This window comes from Azospira sp. I09, assembly GCF_009177135.1.
GTDB lineage: Bacteria > Pseudomonadota > Gammaproteobacteria > Burkholderiales > Rhodocyclaceae > Azospira > Azospira oryzae.
On sequence record NZ_AP021844.1, the window covers coordinates 1,122,151 to 1,137,393 of the forward strand.

A 15,243-nucleotide genomic window follows, 5' to 3' on the forward strand; every position below is an offset into this window, starting at 1 on the left:
TCGCCCCGCCGCGAAGGGCGGGGCGCTACGGCGGTCACGCCGCCGGGGGCTTGCTGCGCGACCAGATCAGGTCGTGCGTGCCGTCCTCGCCTTCGATCAGGCGGGCATAGACCGTAGCAGGAAACGAAGGATCGTCGAGGGTCACGGACAGGTATTCCCGCCCGGCCTCGCTGGTCTTCTTCCATGCCGCGCCGATATCGTGACTGGCCGCCTGCAGGCGGAAGTCGGGAGCGTTCTCGCTGCTGCCCTTGTCGTTGGGAACCAGCTTGACCTTGACGTTGAGCGTCAGGGTGCGCAGCGTGCCGGTGAAGCCATCTTTGTCTGCGGTGAAGGTGCCGATGTTGGCCATGATGTTTTTTCCTTTCGGTTGAACAAGGTTCGCGCCCATCGCGTCCTTGTTGTGATCCGGCCGGCGGGGGACGGGCGGGCTGCACCGCTTGCGGTCGCAACGCAGTGGAGAACCGGAAGGCGCAAAGAATTTGTCCCGCGAGGAAGCCGCGCAGCGGCGGGGAAATTGTTTGCGCCGGACGGTTGCAGCCTTGAAGCCCAGGGCGCAGCCATGCCCCCGCCAGGATTCACGACAAGCCAAGGACGCCTTGGGCCGAACCTCCCTCCGAAAGGAGACATGCACAGATCGGCATCTCCGCATGGAGGCTCCAGCGGTGCGCTTCCAGACGCGGGCCAGGTCAATCTCCCGGCGACAGGCGACAACGTCCCCGCTTCACTCAGCGGTGCCGGTGTTGAGGCGTGGTATGGAAGCTTCATTGCGATGCCGGGCGGTGTCCGTGAGCCATCCTTCCTGGACGTGATAGGCAAGAACCGCCAGCATTGAGGACGGCACGCATTCGCACAACCTGCCGCAGCAAGCCACAGCGTGTTCGCCAGCGCCCCCACCCATCGCGGCGGCGCATTGGCTGGCCGATCCGGCAAGACCGGTTCGGCGCTCTCACAGGGGCGCCAAGCTGCGCGCGGCGGGGATAGCCCGCTGGGTTTTCCCCTGGAGGCAAGCGAAGCGCGCAGCGCCACAGGCGCGAAGGCGTGAGGGATTGAAGCCGAATGGTCGTGACGGCAAAGATGGCACGGGGCGCAGCCCGAAAGCCCGGCGGCGCATCTCGCCGACACGCTGCACGGTTCCCGCTTTCCTCTTCGTCAGCACCCACGACGGCGAAGCACAGCGTTCGTGGGAGAGGCCTAGCGTGGCATCATGGAAAACTCAGCGCATCACCGAGGTGTCCCGCATGCGCACAGCATCCATGACAATTCAAGTCGATGGACAGCAAATACCACGCAGAGTGGACCGTGAAGCAAACCAAGAACAAGAAAGGGAAGGCATTTTGAAGGAGCCCGAGAACATCGTCCGGTACTGGCATGCAGTCGAGTTGCTGCAGCCGCAATCGGCCCCCAAGATCAAAAAACGCAGCAGCGCCTATGGTGCATTCCTTCACGACACGCCCTGCACGCGCCCTATCCCTCCTTGGGCACCCGAGAGCATTGTCAGCAAGCAGGCGCTTCCCGACAAGCGCGAATGGAGCCATACGCTCTATGCCCACCTGTACGACAGCCGGCTCGTCGCCGCCGCGCTCCAGGAACTGTACGGCGCCGACCAGGGCTACCGCGAGCCGCAGCACAGAGAATCAGCGCTGTTCGCCGCAAAATTCACCATGAATGGGCAACTGGTGGAGGACAGTTTCGTGCTCTCCAGCGAGGCCTGGTTCCTCGGGCGGGCGCTGGCGAGAAAGGACTGGACACGCGGATTCGAGGACGATCAACGGGCCGCCGCCGAGCAGGCAAAAACGCAACTTCAGAGCAAGGTGTCCGGCGATGCCCTGCGGGACTTCACCCTGTGGGTGCTGCAATTCCTCGACGTGGCGGACTTCTTTGCGACCGTAGAGCGCCCGCAGCTGCGATTCCGTTCCCAACCAGTCAAACCCGACAAGCCCGCATCGGAGGACGATCCGCTCAACAGCTTCCTGCTCGACGATCTGGCCACCGTTGCTGACAGCCTCAGCAAGGGCGTGGCGAGCGAAGCGTTGAACCAATACCTGCGCCGCCACGATCCGCAACCGCGGCTGCACATCGACAGCGACGACGCCTCCCCATCGCTGATCGAGCGGCTTATGCCGCAGGCCCATGCCGATAGCTGCTGGCCCTCCGAACGGCACCTGGGGCTTGTGCATTCCCAGCAACTGGCCGTGAACACAGTTCTGTCCAAGCTCGCTGACGGACAGGGACTTCTAGGAGTCAACGGCCCGCCGGGCACGGGAAAAACGACCCTGCTGCGCGATTTGATAGCCGCCATCATCACCAGCCGGGCGGACGTGCTTGCCACGCTGCGCCGCGCATCCGACGGTTTCGCCAGCAACGCGCGCGAAGCCAGCAACGATGGCGGCAAGGAGCAGGCCGCCTTCAAGCTCAATCCTTCGCTGTACGGCTTCGAGATCGTGGTCGCTTCGTCCAACAACGGTGCCGTGGAGAACGTCACCCTTGAACTGCCCCAGCGCGACAAGATCGACGAGAGTTGGCTGCCCGAAGCCGAGCACTTCGCCGACTTGGGAGAGCTGATCACCGGCAAGCCGGCCTGGGGATTGATCTCTGGTGCGCTGGGCAGCAAGGCGCGACGCAAGGCGTTCGTGGACCGCTACTTCTACGGGCAGAGTCCATCGGCCAGCCAAGACAAGGTGGACAACAACGAGGAAGCCAGCGACGAAATCGACGATGAGAATGTCGCCAAGACCCTGTTTGCCGGCCCGGCCACCGCTGCCGAGACCAATGACCAGCAAGCATCTCAGCAACCGCTGAAGAAAGCGCCGCAAGGCCTGATGGCATGGCTGGGCGAGCACAGCCAGCGCAACAAGGAGCGCAGGCCGGAAGAACGCCAAGCCCTGTGGCAGCAGGCGGTAGCCGAGTACGAGACGGCCAAGGCGCAGGTTCGCTTGGCATGCGCCGATGCCTCCCGCATCCGCGCTCTGATCCAGACGCTGGAAACGATCAGGAAGAAGATCACCGAAACGACCGCCACCGTGCAAGCGCTTGAAAAGCGCTTGGCGCACACGGCGGAACAACAGGCGCGCCTGGATGCCGAGGAAGGTCGTCCCGCCAATGCGGCGTTCAAACATGCACTGGAGGCGCTTGCACAGCACCAGGCCAGCAAACCAGGGTTCTGGGCGAACCTATGCAGTCTGTGGGGAGCGTCACGCACCTGGAACACTGCACTGAAACTGCTGCAAGACCGGCATGGCCTCGCCAAGGCCGAGTTCGACCGCATCACACGGCTCGCCAAGCAATTCGAGGACTCCAGGCTGCAACTGGATCGGCAGATCGCCAATGCGCAGCAGGCGTTGAAAAAAATGCGGGCGGAAGATCAATCCCTGACGCAACAGGCCAGCGATTTGGCCAGCGCTTGTCGGGCCGACCATCTGCTGGCATGGCTGCGCGGCGGCGTGATCGGCCGTGGCGACGCCATCGAACTGGCCGAACCCTGGCACATCGAGGGCTGGCGACAGGCCCGAGCGCGCGTCTTCATTCAGGCACTGAAGCTGCATCGGACGTTCTTCGAGCTGGAGGCGGCACGGATGCGCTCCAACCTGTTTCTGATCAACGCGATGTTGACCGGCGCGCACCTGCAGGGATTCTCGCGCGAGGCGATTCGCTCGGCTTGGGCCTCGTTGTTTATGGTCGTGCCGGTACTCAGTAGCACCTTTGCCTCGTTCGCACGCTCTTTCCGCTCATTGGGGCCGGGGGAGATCGGCTGGCTGCTGGTGGATGAAGCCGGACAGGCCCCCCCGCAAGCGGCGGTGGGCGCGTTGTGGCGCTCCCGACGCGCGCTGCTGGTGGGCGATCCCCTGCAACTCAAGCCCATCGTCACCGTGTCCGACGCTGTGCTGGAACACATGCGCACGCGCTATCGCGTCGATGCGCATTGGCTCCCCAACAGACAGTCCGCGCAGACCTTGGCGGATCAGGCCACGACATGGGGCCGTCTGGCGGGGCCGACCGGCAGCAAGACGTGGGTGGGGCTGCCCTTGGTCGTGCATCGGCGCTGCGACAAGCCGATGCACGGGCTGGCCAACCGCATCGCCTACGACGGCGCCATGGTGTACGGCACCATCGCACCGCGCGCCGACAAGGAGACGCGCGCCCGCCTGCCGACGGGATGGATCCACGCCAGCGGAGCATCCGACGGGAACTGGGTGCCAGCAGAAGGAGAGGCCCTGCGGGCACTGCTGACTCTGCTGCGCGAGGACGGCGTGGATGCGGCCGAAATTTCGGTGATCACGCCCTTCAAGGCTGTTCAGGAAAACCTCAAACGCCTGCTCGGTGACTCGATGGTTTCCGGAACCATCCACACCATGCAGGGCAAGGAGGCTCCAGTCGTCATCATGGTGCTGGGCGGCAATACCGAAGGTCCCGGCGCACGCGATTGGGCAGTCTCGGAGCCTAATCTGTTGAACGTGGCAGCAACACGGGCCAAGCGGCGCTTCTACGTGATCGGTGACCGGAACGATTGGCAGAACCGGTCGTTGTTTTGCGATGTCATGGATCTCTTGCCGCTCCAGCGCCTTCCCGAGTGCGAAGCGATAGTGGCGACCTGACCTCAGTAATCGTGCCGGGCTGGGATCGATACGCGTGCGGGTCTTGCATCGATCCACTGGAGGCAAGCGAAGCGCGCAGCGCCGTAGGCGCGAAGGCGTGAGGGATTGAAGCCGAATGGCCGTGACGGCGAGGACGGCACGGGGCGCAGCCCGAAAGCCCGGCGGCGCATCGCGCCGACACGCCCCGGCTCCGAGCCTGCTATTACGCCGCAGGCCAGCTACATGAAGAAGCTGCCCTGATCGGAGTAACCCGCAGGCTCGATCCCAACATCCGCAATGCGCGACTGCAAAGCACGCTTGCAGTGGACATCCTCGCCACCGTCCTGAAGCCAAGCCCCCAAGCGCCGCTCCACCCAACCAGAAGCCACCGCGTCCCCACTGCTCAAATCGCAATACCACTCCGGCTGGATGTCAGCTTTCCGAGGCTTGAGAACAACATTGATGGAAAGCTCGCCGCCGCTGATCGCATCCACACTGGCGACCGCCGGCAGATCTCCATCGAACACGAAGCGATAGGTGCTGCGCTTGCAGTGATGACTGTCTTCGGCACCACCGGGCCACCAGTTCTCGCCTTCCGACAGCCCGAACAGGCGCTGTTCGAGGCCAGCGTTGACAGCCGCCACCATCAGATTTCGCCAGACCCACCAGCGCGCGCTGCGCTGCGTTCGCAGCGGGAAGGTCTTGAACGGCGAATAGGAGTGCTCGAACTCCGGCAGCAGCCGCAGATCGTCGGGTGCTGCGTAACCGAATTGCTGCAGGCGTTGCACCAGCCGGGCATTGCTCGGCTTCTGCGCCTCTGCGGTCGCGCGGCCAGCAAGCGCAGCACGCAGCGCCGCATGGGTATTGAATCCCAAGGCTGCGGCAACCGCTTCGCTCAGGTGGGACGAAGAAACACCTTTCACGCCCCGCTGTGCCCTCTGCTTGAGGGTGCGCAAGGCAGCTTCAGAAACGAAAAACGTTGAGACAGTCATGCCAAATTCCTCAGTGACTGGCCGATGTCTGCCGATTACGCATCGACCGGGGAATAGGCACGGTCAGCGAAGGAGAAGCGTGGAAACGTCGTTTAACCCGGCAGCAGGTTCAGCGTGACGCGGCTGCAGTTTTCATCATACCGCAAGGCCACCAGTACAGGCATGGCATTTTGCTGTGGATGTTGATGAAACCGGGCGCTGCCACTGCCGCGCCCGGATTTTTGCGTCCACCGCGCCCAGGGCGGAACGGCCTGGGCGCGGTGCTGATCGCGGTTATTCCTTCGTCTCGATGATCCACCACACGGCGCGCGGCAAGGCCTGGCCCGTGATGGGGTGAATATCCGTGAGGTCGGCGCGGGCCGTCCAGCCCGAGGCCGGTCGGTAGCCGCGCACATCGCCATCGCCGTGCCAGCGGCGGGCGCGTACCGTGCCGGGCACGTAGATCACCGCCATGTGCGGGCGGCTGGTGCTGGTGCGTGTCATGGGGGCTTCTCCTTCCAGCGAAGCACCCCGGTCGAAGCCGGGGCGCTCGCCTTCGGCGCGGGTCAAGCGGCCAGCGCCTCGGCCGGTTCATCAGCCACGGCCTCGGCGTCCTCCGGGGCGTCCTGCTCCGGACCTTCCACCTGTACCGCCTCCTGCGGCCCTTCGGCCTTGAAGATGGCGGGCATCCAGCCCGTGCCGTCGGCCAGCCGCTCGGCTTCGCTGGCAATGTCGGCCTTCTTGAGCTTCGCCAGCCGCGAGACGTGCTCCGGCGCGTACTCGGCCACGGCTTGCAGAATCACGGCCTTCGGAACGTGCTTGAAATATCCCTCTGCGGTCGGCATCCACCACGCCGCCATGTCGAGGCCCACGGCCTGCGCCAGTTCTTCGCCGGGCTGACGCTGCGTGGTGCGAGGCGTCACCACGTCCACCGTGGAAGCCACGCACACGGCCAGCAGCTTGACCAGCTCGCCTTGCTCCATTGCCAGCAGCGCGGCGAACAGTTCGGCGCTGTCCTCGGGCAGCTTGCCAGCCCATGCCTGTTGCAGTTCGCGCAGTGCCACGGCGGCGGACGATTCCGGCCAGTCCGGGGCCATGCTTTCCAACCGGTCTTGCTGCGTGAGGCGCACGCCCAGCGGCAGAGAATCACGGTTGAGGCCGTAGCGGCTTTCCTGCAAGACGGTCTGCACCATGCCATGCACCAGCGCGGCCAGCGCCGCTTGCGGATGCCGGGCGACTTCGATTTGCAGCGCGGCGGTGCGGTGCGCGCTCAAGCGCTGCGCCAACCGGTCGGACATGGCGGGGGCTTTTGCTTCGTCCGTCGTTTCGCCTTCGTCGTCGTTCTCGGCGTCCTCGCCGCCGAAGCCCTGCCGCAGCCGTTCCAGCGTGCGCAGCGCCTTGGCCTCGGCCTCGCGCAGCAGCCCGCGATGAATGACGGCCTCGCCGTTGCGGTCGATGGTGACGATGGCCCCGGCTGTGGCTTTCACGTTCGGGCCGTAGTCCTGCAAGCCATCTTCCAGGGCCTGCAATTGCTCGCCCAAGGCTTCGCCTTCCTCTTGCAGCGAATCGGCCTTGTCCTCGTCCTCGGCATCCAGTGCGGCGTCGAGCGCTTCGCCTACCTCCTGCATCTTGGTTTGCAGCTTCTCGATGCGCTGTGCCTCGCGCTTGCTCGGTTCGCGCCGCTCCCTCGGGGCGCGCTGGAAGGCGCGCAGGTCGGCATGGGTCACGCCGGGCGTGGCATCCACCCATGCCCAGCCTTCGGCCTTCACCTCGGCGGCGATGCCTGCTAGCTTGTCTTGCGCCAGCCGTTCCAGCAGCGCGGCATCGGTCAGATACACGCCCGCATCGCCTTCCGCGAACAGGTCGCGACGCACGCCACCGCCAGCGGACTCGTAGGCATCCAGCCCGACAAAGCGCACCTGCGGATGCCGGTAGGCGTCGATTTCGCGCTCGGTGAGACGTTCGCGCAGCGCGGACGGTTGGCGCTGCCACGTCGGCGCATCGTAAAACGCGCCTTCCTGCGCGGCGTGGTCGTCGGTGATGGAAAGGGCCATCAACTGATCGAGCGTGACGGCATCGGCGCGATAGTCGGTCATCAGGCGCGGCGAGACGTTCGCCAGCTTCAAGCGACGCTGCACCACCAGCGGCGTCACGCTGAAATCCGCCGCAATGTCCTCGATGGGCCTCCCTTCGGCCACCAGCGCGGCGAACGCCTCGAATTGGTCTGCCGGGTGCATGGCTTCGCGCTGTACGTTCTCGGTGAGGCTGGCGGTACGGGCAGTGCCATCGGCCACCAGCAGGCAAGGCACCTCCCATTCCTTCGGGATGCGGTGTTTCTTCGCCAGCAGCTTGAGGGCAGCAAGGCGACGGCCACCGGCCACAACTTCGTAATGCTCGCCATCGGCGGCGGTAATCACGATGAGGTTTTGCAGCAGGCCCACGCGCTGGATGGATGCGGCCAGTTCAGGGATGGACATGCGCGGGGTCTTGCGCACGTTGCGGCCCGTGGGGCGCAGCATCAGCCGCGACAGGGGAACCAGAATAAGGTTCTTGCTCGGATCGGCGGCTTCCAGCGGGATTGGGGCGGCGGTGTTGATGGCGCGGGCTTCGGTTTTGGTAATCGCGTTCATGGTGTATCTCCAATCAATTGAAACAAGGAATGGAGGGGAAACCGCCCCTCCGGCGGGAGGGACGATTCAGGCTTTGAGGGCGCGCATGCCATCGGCCAGCAGCCACAGGGCGCGGTTCAGACGGATGTTTTGATCAATGCCCTGTACCGGGCGTGTGCTCTGCCTGCGGCCATTCGCGGCGCGGCCATGCAATCCGCCCTTGGTCAAGTTCTCCTGCGTGCGGTTGAATACGCTCCACAGGTCGGGGCGGCGGTCGTCGAACCGGCGCGGCATCAGGATTTGCGATTCCTTGATGGGTGCGGGCTTGTCCGGGTCGTCGTACTTGAGGGACAGCGCAGCGCGGGCGAACACTTCGGCCTCGCCATCGTCCAGCGTGATGCCGCGCATCAGGTCGCGGGATTCCTTCACGTGCTCGAAGCCGCTCAACACTTGATAAGCGCCTTCGATGACGAGCCCGGCCACGTCACCCTTGTGGGGCACGCGCACATCTGCCACGGTGTCGCCGCAGACAAGGCCATTGCTGCAAACAAAGCGGAACATCCCGGCCAGCATCTGATAGCTGCTCGTGCCGTCGTGCGAGTTCAGCAGCACGATTTCATTGGCTTCTGCGCCGTTGATCTGGCTGGCGTGACGCAAGCGCAGCATGTGTTTGGTGTGTTCCCGCTTGCCTTCATCGCGCACGCGGGTCTGCGTCACCATGAAGGGCTGAAAGCCTTCTTTCCGAAGTTCGGCCAGCACGGCGGCGGTGGGGATGTAGCTGTACCGCTCGGAACGGCTCTCATGCGGGGCGTCCGCGAAGATGGACGGGGCCACGCGGCGGATTTGGTCATCGGATAGCGGGGAATCGCTGCGCAGCGACGGGGAACGGGAAGCGAAGCGGGATGCGAGTTGCATGGTCTTTCTCCTGACAAAAAGGGTTGGCTGTTCACACCGCACACCGGATTCCAAGATTCGGAGCCCAGCCTTTCGGCTGTTCGGTGCGGTCGGCACGAGGAACCCGGTTGGCCTCGTTGCCACCGTCTTTCCTGAGTTCATCGCCCGCGACGGTCAGGAGCGCGCGGACGGGGGCCGTCAAGGAGACAAGCGCAGGGTTGGTGCGGCCCGCAGGCGCAGCCGAGGACACGGCCCTGCGCGCCTTGACGGCACACGGACGCGGGCTACAGTCGCGAGCAAGGTGATGGAGTCAGGGGAGATGGCTGGACAGACAACGGCCTTCCCTGTGAGCTGACCGCACGGCAAGCGAAGCGCGCAGGCCCGGATTTGGAAGCCGGGCCGGAGGCGTCAGGGATGTGGAAGGCTGGCGAATGCCAGTCCCATCAGGGATGAGCGAATAGCGAACCTGGAGCAGCGCGGTCCGCGAAGCGGAGACGCGTGACGGTGAGATGTGAGTAGTATTGTTTTTCTGATAGATTGAACGGATAAATATTGTCCATTCACTCAGCAGAAATACTATGCAAAACCCAAATAATGCGACATTTCACTATTGCTGCATTTATGCTGCCAAAGGCATTATCGACCCGAATAAGAAGCTGGATTCGGCATTACTGAAAGACGAGAATGTTGTGGTTCGACTTCTAGGATCTGATGCTTATGAAAACCTGGTTTGGCGAATTGTTTCGCCGGCAGGCAAAAAAGGGATTGAAGATCTTGATGACAAGGCCAGAGAAAAACTTGAACTTCGCCGAAACAGCTTAATCCTTCAAGCTCTGCATCATGCTGTAATCCATGTCGAATCATGTCTTCCTCTAGATATTGTCCGCATTTATCAGGAGGAAAACTCCGAGCTACCAGCTTATGTTAAAGCCCCGCTAAAGAAAAATGCAGAACGTGCTTTTAAATCTGTTTCAGCAGCAATGACATTTGCCAGAGGGAATTTTCTCTCGAAAAATTATGATTTCATCCATGAGCAATACTACGTTACCGACGATCAATCTACGGTAATTCAAAAGCTGCACCCTGCCACTATCTCAGATGGGGATTTAAAGACGAAACTGAGTATGGAAGAGGTGCAGGTTACAGAGAAATTAGCATCCATTCTCCATAATGACAAAGAAATAAATAAGATAATTGATATCTACTCAGAGTCTCTTACGCCATACAAGAGCGGTCATCTTCATGCCTTTATTGCCGCGTGGACTGCTCTTGAAATGTTTGTTGCAACACAATTTAAAGAAATTCAATCAAGCGTAGCCATAAATATCAACGGAACTGCTGCACATAATGATTTTTCAAGCCGCATGCTTGCCGTCATGAAGGACAAATATCGCTTGGTAGATAAGTTTGCAGCTTTATCAAGCTATTATGAAGATGCAGATGCTGATGAGGACATAGCAGTACTCAAGAGCATAAAAGAAATTAGAGATAAGTTCTTCCATACAATGGAAGGAGAAATAAAGGACTTACCATTGGATCAGACTAGGGAATTGATCTCGAAGTACCTTCAAATCTATCTTGAAAGAAAATGTGAGGGCTTTGTTTTTCAAAAAGCTGCTAGATAGCACCGCACAACGCAAGCAGTCAGGTGTCAGCGACGGCTGCCAGGACGCAAGCACGCAAGGCGCACGCAGCCCTTGACGGCGAGAACGCCGTGATACGGTGAAGGGAACAGCAAGATCGCCCCACACCGCCACCGACCACACCTGCCTTCGGCAAGTGCGCAGCACGCGCAGGCCCACGAAGGCCGGAGCTGCGCCGTCGGACGCAGCAAAAAGGGGCCGAAGCCCCTGGGTTTAGAGCAGGCCACGCTCTGCGAATGACGTTGTGGCCTCGCCGCCGACGACGATGTGATCCAGCGTGCGCACGTCTACCAGCGCCAGGGCTTCCTTGAGGCGCTGGGTCAGCAGCTTGTCCGCCTGGCTCGGCTCGGAATTTCCGCTCGGATGATTGTGCGAAAAGATCACGGCCGCTGCGTTGTGTTGCAGTGCCGTTTTCACGACTTCGCGCGGATACACCGATGCCTGGTCGATGGTGCCGCGAAACATCTCTACGTATTCGATCAGACGGTTCTGGCTGTCGAGGAACAGCGCAGCGAAAACCTCGTGCTCGAAGCTGGCCAGCTTGGTGCGCAGATAGTCCTTGACCAACGCCGGCGAAGTAAACAGCGTCCCGCGCGGAATCTTCTGGTCGATGACATACCGCGCAGCTTCCAGAATTTGGCCGGCAGTGGCCGGGATATAACGCCCCTGGTCGTCACGCACCAGCAGCGAGGAATCGAGAGACAGAGAAAGTTGCGACATGATCGTGCTCCGGTTGCTCGGGCGGAATTGCCCGGAACCGGCTTCAGCACGGCGCAGCGCAAGCAGTCAGGGGTCAGCGACGGCCGCCAGGACGCAAGCGCGCAAGGCGCGCGCAGCCCTTGACGGCGAGAACGCCGTGATACGGTGAAGGGAACAGCAAGACCGCCCACCCCCACCCCGATGACACCACGGATGGGCAAGCGCAGCGCGCAGGCCCGTAGGGCCGGAGGCGTCAGGGATCAAAGCCGGATGGCCGCGACTCGGCACGTGGCGCGGGGCGTCGCCCGCGAGCCCGACGGCGGAACGCCGGGATGCCCCACTATTGGGTTTTGCTAAACAGACGGTTAAAACCATAGTGGTGAACCAGTACCGAGACGGGATCGGTGTTCATTGCGTCCGAAATAAACCTACAAATTTCGGACAGCCTCTTGTCATACGTCCGAAAAACGTATATAAATATCGGACAGGAGGAGTAATGTCCGCACTCAAATCCCACATCTCAGCCCTGATCGAAGCGGCCGAACCCGGACAAGTTTGGGTACCGACTGACTTTGCGCAGTTAGGTAGTCGTGATGCCATCGACAAAACTCTGCAGCGCATGGTGCAGGCGGGAGAGTTGCGTCGCATCGACAGGGGCCTCTATGACAGGCCCTCGCTCAACAACCTGACCAAGCGTCCTACTACCCCGGACTATCGCGCTGTAACTGAGGCCATTGCGCGCCGGGATCACCTGCGCATGCTGGTAGATGGCATGACTGCCGCCAATGACCTCGGCCTGACTGATGCGGTACCTGCTCGCGTCACCATCCATACCGATACCCGCCGCCGAGCAATTCAACTCGACAAGCTCACCATTGAGTTCAAGCAAACGGCACCCAGTCGCCTCTACTGGGCAGGGCGGCCGGCCATGCGCATCGTACAGGCGCTGCACTGGTTAAAAGACACGCTGACTTCTGAACGTTCTCTTATTCTGAACAAGCTGACCAAAGTGCTGGCCGACCCTATTCATGGCTCTGCGCTCCGCCAGGATCTGCTTGAAGGTTTCAACGTGTTGCCGGCATGGATGCAAAGTTTGGTCCGTGAACTCCCCGGATGTGACCCGCAGACTGCGTCAACCGCAACACCTCAATCACCCAGTAATGAAAAGCCTCCGTCTGCGCGACGCCGCTCGGTCAAAGATGTGGAGGTCCCTTGAATCCAGCATTCCATACCGTCATCACCGCCAGCGATGCCGAACGACGGGACCTGTTTCTTGGTGCCTCAGCACGCCTCGGCACAGCGGTTCAGAACATCGAGAAAGATTTCTGGGTCTGCTGGACATTGGATGCGCTATTCAACGGTCTGGAGGCAGGCGACCCCCGCTTGTTGTTCAAAGGCGGCACTTCGCTCTCCAAGGCCTTCGGCCTGATCTCCCGCTTTTCCGAAGACATAGACATCACTGTATTCCGTGATGACTTGGGACAAAGCGCCGAGATTGCCGACCTGGATGCGCTGAGTGGCAAGAAGCGCCGTGCACGTCTCGAAGCCATCCGCAATGCATGCCGGGCCTATATCGCAGGGCCATTGACCGCACAGTTCACGCATCTCGCGGCATCCGTCATTCCTGAGAACCGCTTCCGGCTGGAGCCCGATCCCGACGACAAGGATGGTCAGAGCCTGCTGTTCTGGTATCCCGCAGTCACGGCCACCACTGGCGACTACATCCGCTCAGCAGTCAAGATAGAGGCAGGAGCCAAGTCGGCACTCGATCCGCATGTCACGGCCTCCGTCACCCCCTACGTTACACAGGACCTCCCTGACCTGGACTTGACCGTGACGAATGTGATCACTGTGAAGCCCGAGCGCACCTTCTGGGACAAGGTCATGATCTTGCATGGACTACGCCAATGGCATGATCATCGCGGGGAGCTGCGACACGGCGGGCAACGCGTCTCACGCCACTACTATGACGTGCATCAACTGATGCAGGCGCCATCTGCAGCCGCGTGGCAAGTCGATCACGAGTTGGCGATCGACTGTGCCCACCATGCGAGGTTGTTCTTCGGTAGCGCCGATCTGGGGCTTGATATTGCAGTACCCGGTACGTTTACGCTAACGCCAAGTCCGGCGATGCGAGAAGCACTTGAAAAAGACTATGAAGCAATGGCTGGCATGGTCTTCGGCGACGTTCCTCCACTCGACGCGGTGCTGCGCAGCGCAGAACACTTCGAGCAGATCGTCAATGGCTCTGCAATGGCCGCACTCACCACAAAAGGAACGTAGCGACCATGAGCGACTACTTCAGCGATCGAGAAAATGGCCCGCGCGCCCGCACCCATCAGGTGATCTCGCCTGTTGTGTGGGCAGGCTTGGTGGGGACAGTGCAGGCATTGGTGAACAGCGGAGCTTTTGGCCTGCGATTTCCGGAGCGATGCTCGGATGGCCAAGTGATCTGCGGTTGCGACTCGGATGCACTTGCCGCATCCGTGATTGCAGAAATGCCAGGCTTGACTTGGCCGTTAGAAACGACGCGCGTTGAGGAAGACGGATTTTTCTCACAGCGACAGTCGTATGCGCCTGACACATTACTGGTTTTGGACTTTTTGGAATTCGTTTATGCCGCTGTGGCGCAACCGATCCCAGGCAAGCACCACGATTATTTCAACCACCATCATTTGACATTCGATCAAGCGGCCGGGCAGGAAGAATTCCGAAAGACCGTCAACCGAATTTTCGCGCGCAATGGTGTGGCGTTCGAGATGCTATCGACAGGCCGCATCGTGCGTGTTCTTCCTCCTGTGCTTGGCGACGATCTCAAGCGAACAACGTTTCGTAGCGGAGATCGCACGCTGGACAACATGCTGGAGGAATGCCGGAACAAATTTTCCGATCGCAATCCGCTTGTACGCCGTGAAGCACTGGAACGCTTGTGGGATGCATGGGAACGACTCAAGTCGTTGGCGGACCCTCGTGATAAGAAGCAGTCGATCAAGATTATCCTTGATGCCACGGCAGCAGAACCATCTTTGCGGTCACGGTTGGAAACGGAAGCGGTCGAACTGACGGCGATCGGCAATAGCCATCTCATCCGACACTCGGAAGTCAACCAAGTCGCTGTCATCGACGTGGATCATGTTGATTATCTGTTTCATCGCCTGTTCGCGATGATTCAACTGATGCTCAGAAGAAAGGGGAACGCATGAATGCTCGGACGCCTCACCGTGATGCAATCCGAATACTTTTCATTCTGAACGCCGGTGGCATGCCCTTGGTAGACCCAAACGATCAGACAGTCGCCAAGATTTTCAAAGGCGAGGCACGATTGCATGCCTTCGACTTCTGGATGCGCAACCCAGACTATCTGGCTAGCGAACTGTTGGACGGCTACGAAGCAACGGGCAACGCGGACTATCGTCAAGCTGCGGAAGCAATCTTCGAAAGCGATGAACCTGACTTGCGACGTATTCCAATGATTCGCTATCTGTTTGGTGCCTATGAACGACTCGACGATGCGCTTTCCTTGCTTAGATCACGTGACTTAGTCCGTATTACGGGCATCAAAGGAAAGGTGAAGGTCCACGAAACCGATTTCATCTTGACGGTTCGCGGAGTAGAGGTCTGCTCGAACGCTGTCGTACAGGAGCCAATTCTTGAATGGTATGCCCAACGGGCGGCCTTGGTTGCGGAAATCGCTGGCACACGAGGCGGCGGTGCTCTGAAGGATAAGCAGTACGAGCAGGCGACGTATGCTCAAACCCAACTTGGCGGGATCATTCCTCCGATTGGTACGGATGTACAACGAAGACTAAATCAACTCAAACAAACCGTCTGAAGGGGAAGATATGGCAAAAGAGAG

12 protein-coding genes are annotated in these 15,243 nt (G+C 60.8%); 6 read left to right on the forward strand and 6 right to left on the reverse strand.

Annotated elements, in window-relative coordinates; genetic code table 11:
• Positions 1–34: 34 nt before the first annotated feature.
• Positions 35–349 carry a DUF736 domain-containing protein gene (locus AZSP09_RS05205; RefSeq protein ID WP_148580992.1) on the reverse strand — a complete coding sequence of 105 codons (315 nt, stop codon included), beginning with the start codon at positions 347–349 and terminating at the stop codon, positions 35–37.
• Between the two features lie 697 nt (positions 350–1,046).
• Between AZSP09_RS05205 and AZSP09_RS05220 the strand changes: the two genes are divergently transcribed.
• A complete protein-coding gene (locus AZSP09_RS05220) occupies positions 1,047–4,592 on the forward strand; it encodes a DEAD/DEAH box helicase (RefSeq protein WP_197739055.1) in 3,546 nt (1,181 codons plus the stop codon).
• Positions 4,593–4,810: 218 nt separating this feature from the next.
• On the opposite strand, the gene AZSP09_RS05230 is transcribed toward AZSP09_RS05220, so the two are convergent.
• The 4 genes from AZSP09_RS05230 to AZSP09_RS05245 all read right to left on the reverse strand — a co-directional run bounded on the left by AZSP09_RS05230 (position 4,811) and on the right by AZSP09_RS05245 (position 9,066).
• On the reverse strand, positions 4,811–5,563 hold the full coding sequence (locus AZSP09_RS05230) for a hypothetical protein (RefSeq protein ID WP_152089378.1): 753 nt from the start codon (positions 5,561–5,563) through the stop codon (positions 4,811–4,813).
• A 273-nt stretch (positions 5,564–5,836) separates the two neighbouring features.
• Positions 5,837–6,046 (reverse strand): hypothetical protein, encoded by a 210-nt coding sequence (locus AZSP09_RS05235; RefSeq protein WP_152089379.1) that lies wholly within the window; start codon positions 6,044–6,046, stop codon positions 5,837–5,839.
• A gap of 62 nt (positions 6,047–6,108) precedes the next feature.
• Positions 6,109–8,172 carry a ParB/RepB/Spo0J family partition protein gene (locus AZSP09_RS05240; RefSeq protein ID WP_152089380.1) on the reverse strand — a complete coding sequence of 688 codons (2,064 nt, stop codon included), beginning with the start codon at positions 8,170–8,172 and terminating at the stop codon, positions 6,109–6,111.
• A gap of 66 nt (positions 8,173–8,238) precedes the next feature.
• Complete coding sequence (locus AZSP09_RS05245; protein WP_148580993.1) at positions 8,239–9,066, reverse strand: DUF932 domain-containing protein; 828 nt, start codon at positions 9,064–9,066, stop codon at positions 8,239–8,241.
• Between the two features lie 557 nt (positions 9,067–9,623).
• Between AZSP09_RS05245 and AZSP09_RS05255 the strand changes: the two genes are divergently transcribed.
• Complete coding sequence (locus AZSP09_RS05255; protein ID WP_148580995.1) at positions 9,624–10,670, forward strand: hypothetical protein; 1,047 nt, start codon at positions 9,624–9,626, stop codon at positions 10,668–10,670.
• Positions 10,671–10,901: 231 nt separating this feature from the next.
• On the opposite strand, the gene radC is transcribed toward AZSP09_RS05255, so the two are convergent.
• Positions 10,902–11,408: a RadC family protein gene (gene radC / locus AZSP09_RS05260; RefSeq protein ID WP_148580996.1), complete on the reverse strand. Its 507-nt coding sequence runs from the start codon at positions 11,406–11,408 to the stop codon at positions 10,902–10,904.
• 475 nt (positions 11,409–11,883) lie between these two features.
• Between radC and AZSP09_RS05265 the strand changes: the two genes are divergently transcribed.
• The 4 genes from AZSP09_RS05265 to AZSP09_RS05280 are packed head-to-tail and all read left to right on the forward strand — an operon-like array spanning position 11,884 to position 15,219.
• Positions 11,884–12,603, forward strand: coding sequence for a DUF6088 family protein (locus AZSP09_RS05265; protein ID WP_148580997.1), 720 nt, complete (start codon positions 11,884–11,886; stop codon positions 12,601–12,603).
• The gene (locus AZSP09_RS05270) at positions 12,600–13,670 is read left to right on the forward strand and encodes a nucleotidyl transferase AbiEii/AbiGii toxin family protein (RefSeq protein ID WP_148580998.1); all 1,071 of its coding nucleotides are present in this window, start codon (positions 12,600–12,602) and stop codon (positions 13,668–13,670) included. Before AZSP09_RS05265 ends, AZSP09_RS05270 begins: the two co-directional genes overlap by 4 nt.
• A 5-nt stretch (positions 13,671–13,675) precedes the next feature.
• A complete protein-coding gene (locus AZSP09_RS05275; RefSeq protein ID WP_148580999.1) occupies positions 13,676–14,590 on the forward strand; it encodes an AbiJ-NTD4 domain-containing protein in 915 nt (304 codons plus the stop codon).
• Entirely contained in the window at positions 14,587–15,219 is a 633-nt protein-coding gene (locus tag AZSP09_RS05280) for a hypothetical protein (RefSeq protein WP_148581000.1), read from the forward strand. Before AZSP09_RS05275 ends, AZSP09_RS05280 begins: the two co-directional genes overlap by 4 nt.
• Positions 15,220–15,243 lie beyond the last annotated feature (24 nt).